Source organism: Aestuariimicrobium soli, from assembly GCF_051192575.1.
Taxonomy (GTDB): domain Bacteria; phylum Actinomycetota; class Actinomycetes; order Propionibacteriales; family Propionibacteriaceae; genus Aestuariimicrobium; species Aestuariimicrobium soli.
In genome coordinates, this window is sequence record NZ_JBPJSQ010000007.1 from 1 (window position 1) to 17,151 (window position 17,151).

Genomic DNA, 17,151 nt, shown 5'->3' on the forward strand with positions numbered 1-17,151 from the left:
TCCTGGGTGGTCTCAATCGGTCAGTGCAACGGTGAGTAGTTGTTGCAGTTTCTCACGTGGGGTGAGGGCGTTGAGAGTTTCGCGGGGTCGGTCGTTGAGGAGGTTCTGGACGTGGAGGATCTCGGCGTCGGTGATCTGGGCGAAGTCGGTGGGTTTTGGCCAGAAGTCGCGGATCAGGCCGTTGGTGTTCTCGTTGCTGCCTCGTTGCCACGGGCTGTGGGGGTCGCAGAAGTAGACCTGGGTGTGGGTGGCGAGGCTGAACGTGGGGTGCTCGGCCATCTCGGATCCTTGGTCCCAGGTGAGTGACTTCATCTGCATCTGCGCTGGCAGGGTGGCGGCCATGGCGATCAACGCGTCGACAACGGTGGTGCTGTCGTGTTGGTCGGGCAGCCGATGGAGCAGGACGAACCGTGAGGCGCGTTCGACCAAGGTGATGATGGCGGTCTGGTTGCGTGCTCCGAGGACCAAGTCACCCTCCCAGTGGCCCGGGATCGCTCGATCGGCTGCCTCGGCCGGTCGTGTGGAGATGTGATGACCCTGCAGCCATGGTCGTCCCGTCCGGGGCGGTAGCTTCGAGTGGGGGATGCGGTGGGTCCGTCCGGATCGCAGTGCCTTGTCGATCCTCAGTTCCTCGCGCAGGGAACCCCTGCCCTGGACGTAGAGGGCCTGGTAGATCGTCTCGTGGCTCACGGAACCATCTTTGCCATGCTGCGCCGCCAGACGGATCGACACCTGCCGGGGCGACCAGTGAGAGTTCAACCCCTCGACGACCCGTTGCCGCAGCACGGGATCGTCCAACCTTGACCGTTTCGGACGTCCCCGACGGCCCGCGGCCGCGGTCTCGGCAGCCTCAGCCCGATACCCGGTCGGTGTCGAGTTGCGGGCGATCTCTCGGCTGACCGTCGACGCCGACACCCCCAGCTGGCCGGCGATGCGCCGTAACGACCACCGCTGGACCAACCCGACATGGATCAACGTCCGATCCGCCAACGACAACCGGGCCCCGTGTGACGGCGCCGGGTGCGGCAGCACCGGCCGTACAACCTCGACCTCAACAACCAGACCGCCATGACGACCACGCTTCAGATCCATGCCAGCAGCATGCAACCAACCAGCAGCCGTCCCCGCGCTCACACCCACCTGATCCGCGGCCCTCTGCGCCGAGTACCCCGACGCCGCCAACCACAGCACCCACTCCCGCATCCACCCCGGGTAACCCGGATTCCCACGACGCATGCAACACCTCCGAACAACGTGTTGCACTGACACCCTGACTCCACCCTGCGGGTCGCACGGTTTGGTACGAGTCCGCGGTGGGACGACCGCGCCACGTCCGGGTCGAGACCACGGCCCGGAGCCTCGTCGGTCCAGCGCGACGCGGGTGATCGTCCGGCCCACTACAGTGGGGCCAGCATCCCCACCCGAAGGTAGTTGACGCCCCACCATGGAGCACGACAGTCCGAGGCCCGTTCCCGGGCCCCCCTCATGTTGTCCAGACCCCCGGCCCCGCGCCACGGCGATCCGCAGGGGTGAACGCCGATGACCGCTTGGTTGTTGCTCGGTGTGGCCGTCCTGCTGGTGCTCGCCTGCGGCATCTTCGTGGCTGCCGAATTCTCCCTCGTGACCGTCGACCGCAGCGGTGTCGAGAAGGCCGCCGCCGACGGTGACGCCGGTGCCGCATCGGTGTTGCTAGGGCTGACCTCGTTGTCGACCCAGCTCTCCGGGGCGCAGGTCGGCATCACCATCACCAATCTGGCCATCGGCTTCCTCGCCGAGCCGGCCATCGCCACGATCGTGCGCCCGTGGTTGGCCGCCGCCGGACTGCCCACCAGCGCCGCGCACCCGACCGCCATCGCCCTCGCGATGATCCTCAGCACCGCCGGCACGATGATCTTCGGCGAGCTGGTGCCCAAGAACCTGGCCATCGCCAATCCGCTGCGCACCGCCACCGCCACCGTTCGTCCGCAGCGTGCCTTCACCGCGGTGATGAAAGGCCCGATCACGGTGCTCAACGGGTCGGCCAACTGGATCGTCCGACGTCTGGGCATGGAGCCTCAGGAGGAGCTGCGATCGGCTCGCACCAGCGCCGAGCTGGCGTCGCTGATCCACCGCTCCGCCGATCAGGGCACGCTGGCCAGCGAGACCGCGGAACTGATGGAGCGATCCGTCGAGTTCGGCACCCGCACGGCCGGCGAGATCATGACGCCCCGCGTGCGCACCCGCTGGCTCTCGGAGTCCGACAGCGTCACCGCCGTGATCGACCTGGCCAGGAACAGCGGCCACTCGCGTTTCCCCGTGCTCAACGGCGACGAGGAGGTGGTGGGCACCGTGCACGTCAAGCACGCGGTGTCGGTTCCGGCCGGCGACCGCGGCACCACCAGCGTGGGCGCCATCATGGTCGAACCCATCGTCGTGCCCGATTCGCTGCGCCTCGACCCGCTGTTGGCGCTGCTGCGCCGCGACGGCTTCCAGCTGGCCATCGTCCTCGACGAGTACGGCGGTCACGCCGGGGTGGTCACCCTCGAGGACGTCGTCGAGGAGATCGTCGGTGACATCGCGGACGAACACGACCGCCTCGGTGCCCGCGCCAGACGCCGCGGTGACGGCTCGTGGTCGCTGTCGGGGCTGCTGCGACCCGACGAGGTCAAGGACGTCACCGGCGCGACGCTGCCCGAGCACGACGAGTACGACACGGTCGCCGGCCTGATGCTCCGATCCCTCGGACGAGTGCCCGAGACCGGCGATCTCGTGACCGTGCTGCTACCCGTCGAACTGGACGATCACGATGACGAATTGCCGCGCCGCGTGGCCGAGCTGACCGTCGAGCGCATGGACGGCATGCGCATCGACCGACTGCGGTTGTCGACCCGCCCGGCGACGGAGGCCGATCATGCATGACCTGCTCGCGGTGGGGTTGGCGGTTGTGCTGCTGGCTCTCAATGCCTTCTTCGTCGGCGCCGAGTTCGCACTGATCTCGGCTCGGCGCACCCAGATCGAGCCCCGCGCTCTGGCTGGGTCGCGGGCCGCCCGCACCACCCTGCGCGCCATGGAGAACGTTTCGCAGGTGATGGCTGGGGCCCAGTTGGGCATCACCATCTGCTCGCTGGGGCTGGGTGCCGTCGGCGAGCCGGCGGTCGCGCACCTGCTCGAGCGGGTGTTCGAGTCGCTGCACGTGCCCCATGATCTGGTGCACCCCATCTCGTTCGTGATCGCGCTCGTGGTCGTCGTCTACCTGCATGTCGTGCTGGGCGAGATGGTGCCCAAGAACATCGCTCTGGCCGGTCCGGAGCGATCGGCGTTGGTGCTCGGCCCGCCGATGATGGGCCTGGTCACCGTGCTGAAGCCCCTGATCGTGGTGCTGAACGCGACCGCCAATCTGGTGCTGCGGCTGTTGCGGGTCGAACCCAAGGACGAGGTCTCGTCCGCGTTCACCCGCGAAGAGGTGGCGGTGATGGTCGAGGAGTCCCGCGGTGAGGGGCTACTGGCCGACGACGAGTACGACCGGCTCGCCGGCGCCCTGGGCTTCACCGAACGGACGATCAGTGCGGTGCTGCTGCCGCTGGACGACCTCGCGACCGTGGAGCGCGGGTGCACCGCGGTCGAGGTCGAGGACCTGTGCGCGCGCACGGGCTTCAGCCGGTTCCCGGTGAGGTCCGGAGGTGGCGACCTGCTCGGTTACCTGCACGTCAAGGACGTGCTCGAGACCGATCCCCAGCGGCGGGGGCGGGTGGTCGACGACAAGTGGATCCGTCCGTTCGCGACCGTGCGCGCCACCGATGTGCTGCACGACGGCCTCGAGACACTGCAGCGCAAGGGTGCCCACCTCGCGCGGGTGGTCGATGACGAGGGCGAGACGATCGGCCTCGCGACCCTCGAGGACGTGCTGGAGGAACTGGTCGGCGAGATTCGCGACGCCGCTCACGCGGACGACTGAGTCGCCAGGGTCCTGCAAGGATCGGGGCGCGGGCCGGCTGTTTCGTCGCAGACCCGCACCAAAGTGTGCGACCCGCAGGAAACATCATGAGGGCCGCATCGTTTCCTGCGGGTTTGCGGTGGTTCGGGGGACCTCTCGTCCGACGGAACCGGGCCTCGTCTCGACGCGGCCTGGGGCGGCTGTTCCAGCGCAGACCGGCACCAAAGTGTGCGACCCGCAGGAAACTTCCTGACGGTCGCATCGTTTCCTGCGGGTTTGGTGATCCCAGGCGACCTCTCGTCCGACGGAACCGGGCCTCGTCTCGACGCCGCAGGGGCCCGCTCTTCCAGCAGACCGGCACCAAAGTGTGCGACCCGCAGGAAACTTCATGAGGGCCGCATCGTTTCCTGCGGGTTTGCGGTGGCCCGCCCCCCCGCGCGACCGACTAGGTCTCGACACGCCCGACACGCGGACACAACATCTGGGGGCTAACACCGGCCCGGATTCCTGTATATGGTGGTCTCGTTGCTGGTTCGCGGGTCCCTCCGGGGGGCACGCGAGGCAAGAGGGAATCCGGTGGAAGACCGGAACTGCCCCGCAGCGGTGAGTGGGAACGACCGCCGTCATCACGCACTGGGAGTGATCCTGGGAAGCGACGGCCAGTAGGAGGGTTCACGCCTCGACGTGACCCGGGCCCATGAGTCCGAAGACCTGCCAGCGACGGCCCCGCGCCGCGGGGTCGTGGTCACGGTCCCGTGGGAGGGCCCGCCGCTGGTTGCCCTCAGCGATCTCGTCGAGGTGGGTGATCCGTGCACCCTTCTCGCGTTGTCGTGACCCGTTCACGTCACGTCACGAGGGACCTGCACATGACCCCACCCACCAGTTCCACCAGTTCTGGCTCCACCAGCTCGGGCCCGACCGTCCGCATTCGCAAGCGCGACGGCAGTCTGGCGCCCTACGACGGCGCCGAGATCGCCCGCTCCATCGAGCACGCGGCCCGCGGCATCGACGACGCCGTCACCCGCACCGTGCAACTGCTCAGTGAGCTCGACATCGTCATCTTCGACCAGATGACCTCCGAACAACTGGACGAGGCCGTCATCCAGGTCGCCCTGCAGAATGTGCACGACGACCCCGCCTTCGACCGGATCGCCTCCCGGCTGCTGGTGAAGCAGCTCTACAAGGGGGTCTTCGGTGACACCCACGACCTGTTCGGTGACGCCGACCCCGAGACCGTGGCCCACCTGCATCGCGACCGGTTCGCCGATCACCTGCACGGCCTGGTCGATCGTGGGCTGGTCGACCGCAGGCTCGTCCGACTCTTCGACCTGACCGCCTTGGCGGCGGCCATCGATCCCACCCGCGATGACCTGTACGACCACACCGGGTTGCAGACGATGCGCACCCGCTACCTGCTCACCGGCGAGGACCGTCGCCCGCTGGAGACCCCGCAGTACTTCTGGCTGCGCGTCGCGATGGGGCTGTCGCTGAACGAGGACGACCCGACCGCCGCCGCCCTCGACTTCTACGCGTCGATGAGCCAGCTGGAATACCTGGCCGCCGGGTCGACCCTGGTCAACGCCGGCACCGCGCACCCGCAGCTGTCCAACTGCTTCGTGATGCAACTCGAGGACGAGATCGAACACATCGGCACCAGCCTGCGCGACGTGATGTGGATCACCAAGGGCACCGGCGGCATCGGGTTGTCGGTGACCAAGCTGCGGGCCGAGGGTTCGCCGATCCGATCGAACAACACCACCTCGACCGGGCCGATCCCGTTCATGCACACCATCGACTCGACGCTGCGGGCAGTGAGTCGCGGCGGCAAGAAGTTCGGGGCCCTGTGCTTCTACCTCGAGAACTGGCACCTCGACGTCGACCAGTTCCTCGACCTGCGGCAGAACTCCGGCGACCCCTACCGGCGCACCCGCACCGCCAACACCGCCCTGTGGATCTCGGACGAGTTCATGAAGCGCGTCGACGCCGACGCCGACTGGTACCTGTTCGACCCGCTCGACGTTCCCGATCTGGTGGAACTCACGGGGGCGGCCTTCTCGGCCCGCTACGCCGAGTACGTCGCCCAGGCCGAGGCGGGGGAGCTCGTCCGCTGGCGCAAGCTGAAGGCCCGCGAGCAGTTCCGGGCGATCCTGGTGACCCTGCAGACCACCTCCCACCCGTGGCTGACGTGGAAGGACACCATCAACACCCGGGCGCTGAACGACAACACCGGCACCATTCACCTGTCGAACCTGTGCACCGAGATCTGCCTGCCGCAGGATCGCGACAACATCTCGGTCTGCAACCTGGCCTCGGTCAACCTCTCCCGGCACCTCGGAGCTTCGGGTATCGATTGGGAGCTGCTGGCCCGGTCGACGCGTTCGGCGGTGCGCCAGCTCGACAACCTGATCGACATCACGCTGTCGGCGGTGCCCCAGTCGGAGGCCTCCAACCGCGCCAACCGGGCGATCGGGCTGGGCATGCTCGGCTTCACCGACGTGCTCGAACGACTCGGGCTGGCCTACGACTCACCCGAGGCCTGTGACCTTGTCGACCGCATCACCGAGTTCATCAGCTGGCACGCCATCGACGCCTCCTGCGACCTGGCCCGCCTTCGCGGCAGCTACCCCAACTTCGCCGGTTCCGGCTGGTCGCGCGGGCTCGTCCCGATCGACACCCTCGACCGGCTGGCGGACGACCGCGGAGTTCCCGTCGAGGTCGACCGCTCGGCGCGACTTGACTGGGCGGCGCTGCGGACGAAGGTGCGCGGGGGAATGCGCCACGCCACCCTGATGGCGATCGCGCCGACGGCCTCGATCGGTCTGGTGGCCGGCACCACGCCCGGGCTCGATCCGCGATTCAGCCAGTTGTTCAGCCGGGCCACCTCGTCCGGCAAGTTCCTCGAGGTCAACCGCAATCTGGTCGCCGACCTCAAGGCGATCGGGCTGTGGGACGACGTGCGCGGCGAACTGCTGCGCCACCAGGGCGACCTGCAGCAGGTGCCCGGCGTGCCGGACCGGCTCAAGCACGTGTACCGCACCTCGTTCCAGCTCGACCCGGCGGCCTTCGTCCGGATCGCCGCCCGCGCGCAGAAGTGGATCGACCAGGCCATCAGCCGCAACATCTACCTCGCCAGCCGCGACATCGGCGGCATGGTCGAGCTCTACTCGGCGGCCTGGCGGATGGGCGTGAAGACCACCTACTACCTGCACATGCAGCCCCGTCACACCGCCGAGCAGTCGACGGTGCGGGTGAACAAGGCCGAACAGGTCGGCTCGGGCTCGCGAGGTTTCGGACGAAGGCCCGCCCCCCACGTGGCGGCACCTCCCGGGGCGACAGCCGTTGCGATGCCGGCGGGTCGTCCAAACCTGGTGGCGGTGGAGCTGGTGGCGTCCGCAGACACGGACGACGCCTGCCCCACCGACCCGATGGAGCGGCTGCAGTGCGAGAGCTGCCAGTGATGGGGATTCTCGGTACCGGCATTGCCGAAGGACTGCTGCTCAAGCCCGTCACCTACCCGTGGGCGATGGAGTTGTACGAGCAGGCGGTCGCGAACACGTGGTTCCCCAACGAGGTGCAGCTGGGGGAAGACCTGGCCGACTTCGCCCGGCTGACCGACGACGAACGTCATGCCCTCACCCACCTGATGAGCTACTTCAACCCCAACGAGTTGCTGGTCAACAAGGCGCTCGCGTTCGGGGTCTACCCGTACCTGAACGCCGCGGAGTGCCACCTGTACCTGGCCAAGCAGATGTGGGAGGAGGCCAACCACTGCATGAGCTTCGAGTACGTGCTCGAGACCTTCCCCATCGACCGTGAGGCGGCCTACGGGGCGCATGTCGAAGTCGCGTCGATGGCGGCCAAGGAGGAGTTCGAGGTGCGCTACATCCGGCGGATGACCGAGGAGACCCTCGACATCTCGACCGCCGAGGGCAAGCAGGACTTCGTGCGCAACCTGGTGGCCTACAACGTGATTCTCGAGGGCATCTGGTTCTACTCGGGGTTCATGGTGGCGCTGTCGTTCCGCCAGCGGAACCTGCTGCGCAACTTCGGGTCGCTGATCGACTGGATCGTGCGCGACGAGAGCCTGCACCTGAAGTTCGGCATCAATCTCGTGCTGACCGTGCTCGAGGAGAACCCCGAGATCGCCACCGACGAGTTCGCCGACGAGATCAGGCAGATGGTGATCGATGCGGTGGTCATGGAGGAGGCCTACAACCGTGACCTGCTGCCCACGGGCATTCCGGGTCTCAACGCCGACTACGTGAACGCCTACGTGCGCCACCTCGCGGACCGGAGGCTGGAGGAGCTGGGCTTCGAGCCGCACTTCGGCGATGCGAACCCGGCCAAGTGGATGGCGACGGCCAACGACACGTTGCAGCTGGTCAACTTCTTCGAGTCGATCAACACCAGTTACGAGGTGAACGCTCGGGCGGGGAGCTGACGGGAGGTGCACCAGAACTCGGTTCCAGTTGGGGGACCGGCCGCCATCGCGGGGGGTCCGGTCGAACTGGAACCGAGTTCTGGTGCTTCGGTCGGGCAGACCGACGGCGGGTAGCCTTGCGGCGTGAGCGAACCGGACCTGTCGAAACTGCCGCCTCCCGTCGTCGAGACCGACGAGGCTCAGGCGACGGCGGGCGCCACCCCCACGCAGCCGCCCGGGCAGCCGCCCGCCGAGCCTCACGGGCAGCCACAGGAGTGGTGGCAGGCCGAGGGCATGCCGTGGAAGCACAAGCCGACCAGCGCCGACAAGTGGTGCATGGGCTGGATCGTGTTCATGGGGCTGTTCGGGCTGGCCATGCTGCCGTTGCGCGGGTGGCTGCTGGGTCTCGACCCGCCACTGCTGTTGGCGCTCACCGGGTCACGCACGGGTGCCGCCGCCACCGGGGCCCTCGCCTCGCAGGGCCTGGCTCCCTCGTGGTGGCCGCTGGCCGCCGTGGCGGGATCGCTGATGAGCATCAAGTTCGACTGGGTCTTCTGGTGGGCCGGCAAGCTCTGGGGCCGAGGCATGATCGAGGTCTGGGCCGGCAAGAGCGAACGAGCCGCCAAGAACTACGCCCGCGCCGAGCGATGGGCCGGCAAGCTCGGGTGGCTGGGCATGTTCGTCGCCTACGTGCCGATCCCGCTGCCGCTGATGCAGGTGATCTTCGTGCTGTTCGGGGCCTCGGGCATGAGCTGGAAGCGGTTCATGGTGCTCGACTTCATTGCCTCGACGCTGTGGCTGGCCGTCTACTTCGGCTTCGGCTGGCTGGTGGGTGAACCCGCGGTGGCGCTGCTGAAGACCTACGCGAAGTACGCCAATTACGTGGCCATCGCCCTGGTGGTCTTCGTCGTGTTCACCGCCTTCCGCAACGGCGGCAAGCAGCGTCAGGCCTGAGGCTTCGGCCGCCCCCACAGCAGAACACCAGCCTCTGCTCGAAACACCACCGGAGACGGTGGGCGTGTGAGCAGAGGCTGGTGTTCTGCGTGAGGGATGGGCCGTGGGTGGGCCGGGGGCGGGGTCAGCTCACTTGGCCTCGCGGGTGAGGTTGCGCCACACCCCGATCGCTCCCGGCACCAGCACCCACAGGCCGACCGCGGTCGCCAGCTTCCACCAGCCCAGGTGGGGAGGCTCGTTGGCATAGAGCACGACCGAGGCGGTGTTCAGGTCGATCCAGTTCATCACGGCCTGCACCTTGTCACCGGCCAGCACGAGGGCGCCGGTCACCTGCGGGATGGCAAGGAACACCACGATGGCGGCGGCGCTGTTCATCAGCAGCAGTCCGAACGCCGCGGCCATGCCGTTCGACAGCAGGAACCCGGCGAGCAGCCCCGCCAGTTGCTGGGCGTCCGTGTGCCAGTCGACGCTGCGGTCGGCGAGGCCGGCCCCGATCACCGAGGTCAACGCCGACAAGCCCTGCGCCCAGAGCCATCCGAGCAGGCTGATCAGCACGGCGACGACACCCTTGGCGGCGAGCACTCGTCCGCGTCGGGGTTCGATGGCGAAGGTGGTGAGCGTCGTCCGCTGGCCCCACTCCTGGCTGAACAGCAGGATCACGACGACGGGAACCAGGATGTTCACCGGCAGCGCCACGAAGTTCGAGGGTGCCGCCCACGCGGTCGTCGAGAGGGCGTCGGAGAACTGGCGATAGAGCAGCGCAACCCCGGCGGCGACGGCGACGGAGCCCAACACCGCGATCGCCATCAACACCATGCCGGCGCGGGTGTCGACCAGCTTGCGGAACTCGACCCGCACCAGCCGGTCGAAGCTGACGCGGTCGGCGACAGCGACCGGGGGAAGGGTGCGGATCGCGGCGTTGGCGCTGGTCACGCCAGCGGGCTGGGTCTGGGTCGTGGTCATGCTGCCACTCCTTCGCGTGAGGTCGACATGGTGCGTTCGAGGAACATCTGCTCGAGGTCTTGGCCCTCGGAGAGCAGTTCGGCGATGGTGCCGTCGGCGACGATGCGGCCGTTGCCGATCATCACGATGCGGTCGGCAACCTGCTGCACCTCGTGCAACAGGTGCGAGCTGAGCAGCACAGTGCCGCCACGGTCGGCGAAGCCGCGCAGCAGCCCACGCATCCAGTGGATGCCGTGCGGGTCGAGGCCGTTGGCGGGCTCGTCCAGGATCAGCACCTCGGGGTTGCCCAGCAGGGCATGGCCGATGCCCAACCGCTGGCGCATGCCCAGCGAGTACTGCCCGACCCGCTTGCGCGACTCCTTCTGGGTGAGTCCGACCAGTTCGAGCACCGCGTCGACCCGGGACGAGGGGATGCCCATCGCGAGGGCTCCCAGAGCGAGCACCTCTCGTCCGGTACGACCGGCGTGCTGGGCCGACGCGTCGAGCAGGATGCCCACCGTGGCGGCCGGGTTGGGCAGATCGGTGTAGGCGCGGCCGAGGATGGTGACCTCGCCGGACGTCGGGCGCGTCAGCCCGACGGCGGCGCGCATGGTGGTGGACTTGCCGGCTCCGTTGGGACCGAGGAATCCGGTCACCAGACCGGGCTCGGCCGTGAACGACACGTTGTCGACGGCGAGCACGTCGCCGTACCGCTTCGTCAGGTTCGAGATGGTGATCATGGCCGTCAGCCTGCTCTGGCCACCCGGGGCGCCGCCACGGGCGAAGGGCGATGCCGCCACCGCCCAACCGACCGGCACTCTGCGACCAAAGTCGCGTGCTGGTCGACCTGTGGGGGCGGACGGCCCGACGGCCCGGCCCTAGGCTGGCTGGCATGTCCGAGTCCCTGCCCGCCCAGACGCGCCCGACGGGCTGGGCGCTGGTGTGGCGGTACGGGCTGGCGATCATCTATGCCGCGCTGACGTGGCTGGTGCTGATCGCGCTGCAGGTCAGCGGGCAGCAGGAAGTGACCATGCGCCCAGCGCTCGTGGTCGCCGACGTGGTGCTCGGTACTGCGGCGCTGCTGCTGATCAGATTCCGCCATCGGTACCCGATCTTGACGGCCGTGGTCATGCTCGCGATGGCCACCTTCGCGAGTTCGGCCTCGCTGGTCTCGGGATGGGCACTCGTGCACGTCGCCACGCGTCGCCGCTGGCGCGAGGTGCTGCCGCTCGCGGCCGCCGGCACCGTGTTGTCGATGCTCAGCGTGATGCTGCAACTGCAGGTCTTCCGCATCGTCAACACGGCCACCATGCCCGTTTGGGCCGTCTTCCTGCAGACCCTGGCCTGGACCGTGCTCGGGATCGGCATTTCGATCGCCGTGGGATTCTCGCTCGGCGCCCGCCGTGACCTGTTGGCGAGCCTTCGGCAGCGCGCCGAGGACGCCGAGCGCAATCAGGAGTTGATGGTGCTGCAGGGGCAGTCGGCCGAACGCAACCGCATCGCCCGCGAGATGCACGACGTGCTGGCCCATCGCATCTCGCTGGTGAGCATGCATGCCGGCGTGTTGGCCTACCGCACCGACCTCAGCGCCGACCAGACCCAGGAGATCGCCTCGCTCATCCAGGAGAACGCGCACCAGTCGCTGACCGAGCTGCGCACGGTGCTCGGCACCTTGCGGCAGGACGGGCCCGAGCCGGCCGACGGCGAACCCGCACCCGTCGAGAAGCCCCAGCCGACGATGCACCAGGTCGGCGATCTGGTCGCCGACGCCCGCAACGCCGGGGAGAAGATCGACTTCGTCAACGAGGTGGAGCACCCCGAACTGCTGCCAGCGCTGACCGGCCGGCACGCCTACCGGGTGGTGCAGGAGGCGCTGACCAACGCCCGCAAGCACGCGCCCCATGCGCGCGTCACCCTGGAGCTGTCGGGTCGTCCGGGGGAGGGGTTGGTGATCCGCTGCACGAACCCCCTGAGCACGGGGACCGCGGGGCTGCCCGGGGCGGGGCTGGGACTGTTGGGACTGGCCGAGCGCGCCCAGGTCATGGGCGGCCGGATCGGTCACGGTGTCACCGACGACCGTCGGTTCGCATTGGAGGTGTGGTTGCCATGGTGAGTCCGATCACGATCCTGCTCGTGGACGACGATCCGCTCGTCCGGGCCGGGCTGAGGTTGATCCTCGGCGGAAGCGCCGACCTCGTCGTCGTCGGCGAGGGCGCGGATGGTTCCGAGGCTGAGGGGCTGGTGGACGAGCACCGTCCCGACGTGGTGCTGATGGACATCCGCATGCCGCGTGTCGACGGGCTGACCGCCACCGAGGGACTGCTGGCGCGTCCGAACCCGCCCAAGGTGGTCATCCTGACCACGTTCGACGCGGACGACATGGTGCTGCGGGCACTGTCGATCGGCGCGTCCGGGTTCCTGCTCAAGGACACACCGCCGGCGCGCATGGTCGAGGCCATTCACCAGGTGGCTGCCGGCGAGCATTCGTTGTCGCCGACGGTCACGGCGCAGGTGATCGCCGCCGCCACCCACGGGCAGGGATCGACGCGCAAGGACGAGGCGCTCTCCTCGCTGGCGCTGCTCACCGAGCGTGAGCACGAGGTGGCGCTGGCGATCGGCAAGGGGATGACCAATGCCGAGATCTCGCGCTCGCAGTACATGTCGATCGCGACGGTGAAGGCGCACGTCACCCGGATTCTCGAGAAGCTCGGGGCGACCAACCGGGTGCAGGTGGCCATCCGGGTGCACGACGCCGACCTCGGCTGAGTTCATGAGTTCCGGCGGTCGAGTGTTGCCGCCCACGTCACTCGCATCTGCCGCCTCTTGTCGCGTTTGCACCATGGTGCAACGTGGGCAGATGTCACCAGAGGCGGCAGATGGGCCTGTGGTCGAGCGCGCGGAAACGAGGTGGAGCCCCCTGTGGGAGTCGAACCCACGACCCCCTGTTTACAAGACAGGTGCTCTGGCCGCTGAGCTAAGGAGGCGTGCGCGCGACCGGGTCCGGCCGCGAACTCGCACCATTGTGGCGCAGCGCCCGTGAGTGTCGCCAACCCGGGAGAGCCGCCACCCGCTGACCGGTTGCCAACGGCGGGGATGCCAGAATCGTCTGCGTGAGTGAGCAGAACGAATGGCAGCGCGTCATCGCCGCCGACCCCGACCACAGCCACCGCTACGTGCAGCGGTTCAAGACGATGGCCGCCAACGGAGCCGACCTGCACGGTGAGGCCCGCATGATCGATGCCATGGTGGCGCGCGGTGCGCACGTGCTCGACGCCGGCTGCGGTCCCGGCCGGGTGGGCGGTGAACTGCACCGCCGCGGCCACCGGGTGGTGGGAGTCGACCTCGACCCGGTGCTGATCGAGGCAGCCGAGGCCGACGAGCCCGGCCCGACCTGGCTCGTCGGTGACCTCGCCGAACTCGACCTTCCGGGGCGCGGCATCGCCGACCCGTTCGACGCGATCGTCTGCGCCGGCAACGTGATGGCCTTCCTCGCACCGTCCACCCGCGTCGAGGCGCTCCGGCGATTCGCGCGCCATCTGACGGACGACGGCCGCGCCGTCATCGGCTTCGGCGAGGGCCGCGGCTACGAGTTCACCGACTTCATCCGTGATGCCCATCAGGCGGGACTTGAGCTGCAGCTCGGACTGTCGACCTGGGACCTTCGCCCCTTCGAGGAGGACTCGACCTTCCTGGTGGCCGTGCTCGGCCGCCGCTGATCGCGTAGGAGTCAGGGACGAGCGATCCGACCCGGCTCAGACTCCGGCCGCGGCCAGGAAGGCGCGGCAGTTCCCGTCCAACTGCACCATCTCGCCCGCCGGCACGAAGACGGCCTTGCCCTGCACCAGTTCGACGGTCTCGTCGGCCGTCGCCAGCGCAGCGTGGCCGGCCACCACGAACAGGATCCGCGCCGAGTCCACGCCCGGCAGCATCACCGACTGGTCGCCACGGGCATCGATCTGCCACAGCGAGAACTCCGGCGCCGAGGTGGGGAAGCGCAGGACTCCGGCCGATTCCCGACCCGGCGACTCCGGGTGGGGAGCGAGCACGTCGACCGGGGCGGCGGCGAAATCGACCACCGCCACCAGGGCGTCGACATCGATCCGCTTCTTGGTCAGCCCACCCCGCAGCACGTTGTCGGAGTTGGCCATCACCTCCACCCCGGTGCCCCGCAGGTAGGCGTGCATGTTGCCGGCGGGCAGGAAGATCGCCTGGCCGGGCTCGAGTCGCACGCGGTTCATCAGCAGCGCCGCCAGAATCCCCGGGGACGAGGGGTGGTGCTCGTCCAGTTCGACGGCCGTGCGGCAGAACTCACCCAGCGGGCCGTCGTCTGACACGTGGTTGACGGCCGAGGCGACGACTTCATTGACCAGGTGAACCCGGTCGTCGTCCAGGCTGAGCACGTCGAGGAAGACTTCGGCCAGGCCGGCATCGCCCGCTCGCTGCGTGAGCGGGCCGATCACCTGCTCGAGCCCGTCGATCGGGCCCAGGCCGTCGAACAGGCTGGCCGTCTCGCGGGGGTCACGGAATCCGCAGAGGGCGTCCATGGGGCTCAGGGCCACGATCATCTCGGGCTTGGGCCAGTCGTCGGCGTAGGTGCGCTGGGGCGAGCCCACGGGCAGACCCGAAGCATTCTCGGCGGCGAACCCGGCCTCGGCCTGTTCGCGCGACGGGTGGGCCTGAAGGCTGAGCGGCTGGTCGGCCGCGAGCACCTTCAGCAGGAACGGCAGCCGGTCGCCGAAGCGCTCCCGACTGCGCTCACCCAGCACCTCGGGATGCTCGGCGACCAGCCGGTCGAGGGTGCCGTCACCCTCCACCACGGAGGGCCCGGCCGCGTGGGCCCCGAGCCAGTACTCGGCCTGGGGTTCGCCGGTGATCTCGGTGTTCAGCAGGGTGGGAATGGCCTCGACCGACCCCCAGGCGTAGTCCTTGACGACCCCCGTGAGTGCCCGCATCAGCCGGTCACTCCGGCCCGCCACTGATCGAGCAGCCCGGCCACCTCGAGGGTCGCCTGCCACGGCACCGCCGCCGACTCCACGGCACCGGCCCGCAGGCAGCGGTGCACTTCCTGAATCTGGTGGACGAAGCCCGCGTCCTGCGCGACGAAGGTCTGGGTCTCGCCGCCCTCGGGGGTGAACAGCAGGGTCTGCGGGTTGAGGAAGTTGACCAGTTCGAGCTGGCCCAAGGTGCCGAACAACGTCAGCCGCTGGTCGCCGCGGGCGTCGAGCGAGCTCACCAGCGTGCCGAAACAGGCGTCACCGGCCAGGGCGTCCCAGCGCAGGTGCGCCACGGAGGTGGCGTCGACCCCGGTGCGGGGGTGGTTGGTGCCCTCCGCCGACAGCGAGGTCGGGTTGCCGAGCATCACGTGCGCGGCGTGCATCGGGTAGACACCGAGGTCGAGGATCGCCCCACCGGCGAGGTCGGGGTTGAGCAGGCGGTGGTCATCGTCCCCGTCGAAGCGGAACGCGAACGTGCACCACAGGAATCGGGGATCGCCGAGCAGGCCGTCCTCGACGAGCTTGCGGGCGCGCAGCACCAGCGGGTGGCAGCGCGTCCACATCGCCTCCATGCAGAAGACGCCGTGGGCGCGGGCGGCGTCGATGATCGCCGTGGCGTTCTCGAGGGTGTCGGCCATCGGCTTCTCGATGAGCACGTTCTTGCCGGCCTCGATCGCCTGGATGGCCTGCTCGCGGTGCAGGTTGTGCGGTGAGGCGATGTAGACGGCGTCGAGGTCGTCGCGGGCGAGCAGTTCGTCGTACGAGCCGTGCGCATGAGGCACCGCGTGCCGGGCGGCGAAGTCGCCGGCGCGGTCGAGGGAGCGGGAGCCCACGGCCACCAGTTCGGCCTCGTCGGGCAGGGTGGCGAGCGAGCGGGCGAACTTTTCGGCGATGTTCCCGGGGGCGACGATGCCCCAGCGGACGCGGTCGCCGGCCACCGGCTTGAAGGTGTCGGTCATGCGCCCATCCAAGCACGCGCGCGGGGTGGCCTCGACTGCCGTTCGCGGATTCTCATGGGCCTCACAGGGACTAATGACATGGCTGTGATTCCCACCTACACTGGGGCACATGTCTGCCGCCGCCCACGAGTCAAGCTCTGCCGTCGAAGCGTCCGCGCTCAGCGCGCGCGACCGCGAGATCCTCGACTTCGAGGACAGCTGGTGGGCAGCCCCGCAGGGCAAGGAGGCCGAGATCATGGAGCGCTTCTCGGTCAGCTCCGCGGTCTACCACCAGATTCTCAACCGACTGTTGGACGACCCGGCTGCCCTCGCGCACAAGCCCCTGCTGGTGAAGCGGCTGCGCCGGTTGCGCTCGGCCCGCCGCGAGCACCGCTCGGCCGGGCGTCTCAGGACTGGTCGCTGACCCCAGATCGTCCCCGTGGCGATCGGCCTCGCTCGAACAGCAGGGTGCGGGCCTGCCGCCAGCCCTCGCGCAGCGGACGCTTGGCGCGGTCGGTGTAGCCACCCAGCCTGAGGTCGGCGGCGCGTTCGAACGCGTTGGCCGAGGCCCGGTCGCCGGTGCGCAGCCACGACCACGCCATCGCCGCCGTGTAGAGGGGCAGGAAGGGCGCGCCCAGGCAGAAGGTCCACTGCCAGGTGTGGTGTTCCTCGTGTTCCAGCGTGCCGGGCCACTGCGCCTCGGCGTCGGCCCAGGTCGGGTGCGAGGTGATCACCACACTGCCGACGGTGAACGCCCCGGCCATCGGGAAGGGCAGGCGGTAGCCCTCGGCCATGGTCAGGCCCCGTGGCCCCCTCAGCACGCGACTGCCGCCGGCCCTCGCGATCGCGAGACCGAGCGGCGTCGACAGATTGGCCCAGTTGCCGAGGTTGCGCACGCGGGCCATCACCGAGGGGGTCGTGCGGGCTGAGGTGTCGTCCACGCCTCCATCGTGCCGGAACCGACGAAGACCGCGCCAGAGGGCGAGACGA

Annotated in this window: 15 protein-coding genes, 1 tRNA gene and 1 riboswitch; of the genes, 9 read left to right on the top strand and 7 right to left on the bottom strand. The window is 68.9% G+C overall.

From position 1 onward, the window contains the following. Positions 1 to 12: 12 nt before the first annotated feature. A complete protein-coding gene (locus ACSDQ9_RS09385) occupies positions 13 to 1,092 on the bottom strand; it encodes an IS30 family transposase (RefSeq protein ID WP_435143774.1) in 1,080 nt (359 codons plus the stop codon). 447 nt (positions 1,093 to 1,539) lie between these two features. Between ACSDQ9_RS09385 and ACSDQ9_RS09390 the strand changes: the two genes are divergently transcribed. From ACSDQ9_RS09390 to ACSDQ9_RS09410, 5 genes are all read left to right on the top strand, one after another. Then, positions 1,540 to 2,898 carry a hemolysin family protein gene (locus ACSDQ9_RS09390; RefSeq protein WP_435146363.1) on the top strand — a complete coding sequence of 453 codons (1,359 nt, stop codon included), beginning with the start codon at positions 1,540 to 1,542 and terminating at the stop codon, positions 2,896 to 2,898. Continuing rightward, a complete protein-coding gene (locus tag ACSDQ9_RS09395; RefSeq protein WP_435146365.1) occupies positions 2,891 to 3,934 on the top strand; it encodes a hemolysin family protein in 1,044 nt (347 codons plus the stop codon). Before ACSDQ9_RS09390 ends, ACSDQ9_RS09395 begins: the two co-directional genes overlap by 8 nt. Positions 3,935 to 4,425: 491 nt before the next feature. Further along, positions 4,426 to 4,646: riboswitch (cobalamin riboswitch) on the top strand. Between the two features lie 133 nt (positions 4,647 to 4,779). Continuing rightward, positions 4,780 to 7,371, top strand: coding sequence for a ribonucleoside-diphosphate reductase subunit alpha (locus tag ACSDQ9_RS09400; protein ID WP_435146367.1), 2,592 nt, complete (start codon positions 4,780 to 4,782; stop codon positions 7,369 to 7,371). After that, the gene (locus ACSDQ9_RS09405) at positions 7,371 to 8,354 is read left to right on the top strand and encodes a ribonucleotide-diphosphate reductase subunit beta (RefSeq protein ID WP_435146369.1); all 984 of its coding nucleotides are present in this window, start codon (positions 7,371 to 7,373) and stop codon (positions 8,352 to 8,354) included. Before ACSDQ9_RS09400 ends, ACSDQ9_RS09405 begins: the two co-directional genes overlap by 1 nt. Positions 8,355 to 8,477: 123 nt before the next feature. Then, positions 8,478 to 9,287 carry a DedA family protein gene (locus ACSDQ9_RS09410; protein ID WP_435146371.1) on the top strand — a complete coding sequence of 270 codons (810 nt, stop codon included), beginning with the start codon at positions 8,478 to 8,480 and terminating at the stop codon, positions 9,285 to 9,287. 129 nt (positions 9,288 to 9,416) lie between these two features. Here the strand turns inward: ACSDQ9_RS09410 and ACSDQ9_RS09415 are convergent, their stop codons facing one another. Together ACSDQ9_RS09415 and ACSDQ9_RS09420 are read right to left on the bottom strand one after the other, a co-directional pair. After that, on the bottom strand, positions 9,417 to 10,250 hold the full coding sequence (locus tag ACSDQ9_RS09415; RefSeq protein ID WP_435146373.1) for a hypothetical protein: 834 nt from the start codon (positions 10,248 to 10,250) through the stop codon (positions 9,417 to 9,419). Next, positions 10,247 to 10,969 carry an ABC transporter ATP-binding protein gene (locus ACSDQ9_RS09420; protein WP_435146375.1) on the bottom strand — a complete coding sequence of 241 codons (723 nt, stop codon included), beginning with the start codon at positions 10,967 to 10,969 and terminating at the stop codon, positions 10,247 to 10,249. The genes ACSDQ9_RS09415 and ACSDQ9_RS09420 overlap by 4 nt, the downstream gene beginning before the upstream one ends. Before the next feature lie 152 nt (positions 10,970 to 11,121). Between ACSDQ9_RS09420 and ACSDQ9_RS09425 the strand changes: the two genes are divergently transcribed. Both ACSDQ9_RS09425 and ACSDQ9_RS09430 read left to right on the top strand, forming a co-directional pair. Beyond that, positions 11,122 to 12,342 carry a sensor histidine kinase gene (locus ACSDQ9_RS09425; RefSeq protein ID WP_435146377.1) on the top strand — a complete coding sequence of 407 codons (1,221 nt, stop codon included), beginning with the start codon at positions 11,122 to 11,124 and terminating at the stop codon, positions 12,340 to 12,342. After that, positions 12,336 to 12,995, top strand: a complete 660-nt coding sequence (locus tag ACSDQ9_RS09430; protein WP_435146379.1) for a response regulator — start codon at positions 12,336 to 12,338, stop codon at positions 12,993 to 12,995. The genes ACSDQ9_RS09425 and ACSDQ9_RS09430 overlap by 7 nt, the downstream gene beginning before the upstream one ends. A 142-nt stretch (positions 12,996 to 13,137) precedes the next feature. Here ACSDQ9_RS09430 and ACSDQ9_RS09435 read toward each other — a convergent pair. After that, positions 13,138 to 13,213, bottom strand: a tRNA-Thr gene (locus tag ACSDQ9_RS09435). Positions 13,214 to 13,339: 126 nt separating this feature from the next. On the opposite strand from ACSDQ9_RS09435, the gene ACSDQ9_RS09440 reads away from it, so the two are divergent. Then, positions 13,340 to 13,945, top strand: coding sequence for a class I SAM-dependent methyltransferase (locus ACSDQ9_RS09440; RefSeq protein WP_435146381.1), 606 nt, complete (start codon positions 13,340 to 13,342; stop codon positions 13,943 to 13,945). A gap of 36 nt (positions 13,946 to 13,981) precedes the next feature. Here ACSDQ9_RS09440 and manA read toward each other — a convergent pair whose 3' ends face one another. Beyond that, a complete protein-coding gene (gene manA, locus ACSDQ9_RS09445) occupies positions 13,982 to 15,181 on the bottom strand; it encodes a mannose-6-phosphate isomerase, class I (protein WP_435146383.1) in 1,200 nt (399 codons plus the stop codon). Beyond that, complete coding sequence (locus tag ACSDQ9_RS09450; RefSeq protein WP_435146386.1) at positions 15,181 to 16,182, bottom strand: Gfo/Idh/MocA family protein; 1,002 nt, start codon at positions 16,180 to 16,182, stop codon at positions 15,181 to 15,183. Before ACSDQ9_RS09450 ends, manA begins: the two co-directional genes overlap by 1 nt. A 109-nt stretch (positions 16,183 to 16,291) precedes the next feature. On the opposite strand from ACSDQ9_RS09450, the gene ACSDQ9_RS09455 reads away from it, so the two are divergent. Next, entirely contained in the window at positions 16,292 to 16,585 is a 294-nt protein-coding gene (locus tag ACSDQ9_RS09455) for a DUF3263 domain-containing protein (RefSeq protein WP_435146388.1), read from the top strand. On the opposite strand, the gene ACSDQ9_RS09460 is transcribed toward ACSDQ9_RS09455, so the two are convergent. After that, positions 16,569 to 17,102, bottom strand: a complete 534-nt coding sequence (locus ACSDQ9_RS09460; protein WP_435146390.1) for a hypothetical protein — start codon at positions 17,100 to 17,102, stop codon at positions 16,569 to 16,571. The two genes, ACSDQ9_RS09455 and ACSDQ9_RS09460, sit on opposite strands and share 17 nt — an antisense overlap. Between the last annotated feature and the right edge of the window lie 49 nt (positions 17,103 to 17,151).

What these genes read in the sequence shown, in the direction of transcription:
- ACSDQ9_RS09385 (WP_435143774.1), bottom strand. Translation starts at nt 1,092, where the DNA reads ATGGATCTGAAGCGTGGTCGTCATGGCGGTCTGGTTGTTGAGGTCGAG.
- ACSDQ9_RS09390 (WP_435146363.1), top strand. Translation starts at nt 1,540, where the DNA reads ATGACCGCTTGGTTGTTGCTCGGTGTGGCCGTCCTGCTGGTGCTCGCC.
- ACSDQ9_RS09395 (WP_435146365.1), top strand. Translation starts at nt 2,891, where the DNA reads ATGCATGACCTGCTCGCGGTGGGGTTGGCGGTTGTGCTGCTGGCTCTC.
- ACSDQ9_RS09400 (WP_435146367.1), top strand. Translation starts at nt 4,780, where the DNA reads ATGACCCCACCCACCAGTTCCACCAGTTCTGGCTCCACCAGCTCGGGC.
- ACSDQ9_RS09405 (WP_435146369.1), top strand. Translation starts at nt 7,371, where the DNA reads ATGGGGATTCTCGGTACCGGCATTGCCGAAGGACTGCTGCTCAAGCCC.
- ACSDQ9_RS09415 (WP_435146373.1), bottom strand. Translation starts at nt 10,250, where the DNA reads ATGACCACGACCCAGACCCAGCCCGCTGGCGTGACCAGCGCCAACGCC.
- ACSDQ9_RS09420 (WP_435146375.1), bottom strand. Translation starts at nt 10,969, where the DNA reads ATGATCACCATCTCGAACCTGACGAAGCGGTACGGCGACGTGCTCGCC.
- ACSDQ9_RS09425 (WP_435146377.1), top strand. Translation starts at nt 11,122, where the DNA reads ATGTCCGAGTCCCTGCCCGCCCAGACGCGCCCGACGGGCTGGGCGCTG.
- ACSDQ9_RS09430 (WP_435146379.1), top strand. Translation starts at nt 12,336, where the DNA reads ATGGTGAGTCCGATCACGATCCTGCTCGTGGACGACGATCCGCTCGTC.
- manA (WP_435146383.1), bottom strand. Translation starts at nt 15,181, where the DNA reads ATGCGGGCACTCACGGGGGTCGTCAAGGACTACGCCTGGGGGTCGGTC.
- ACSDQ9_RS09450 (WP_435146386.1), bottom strand. Translation starts at nt 16,182, where the DNA reads ATGACCGACACCTTCAAGCCGGTGGCCGGCGACCGCGTCCGCTGGGGC.
- ACSDQ9_RS09455 (WP_435146388.1), top strand. Translation starts at nt 16,292, where the DNA reads ATGTCTGCCGCCGCCCACGAGTCAAGCTCTGCCGTCGAAGCGTCCGCG.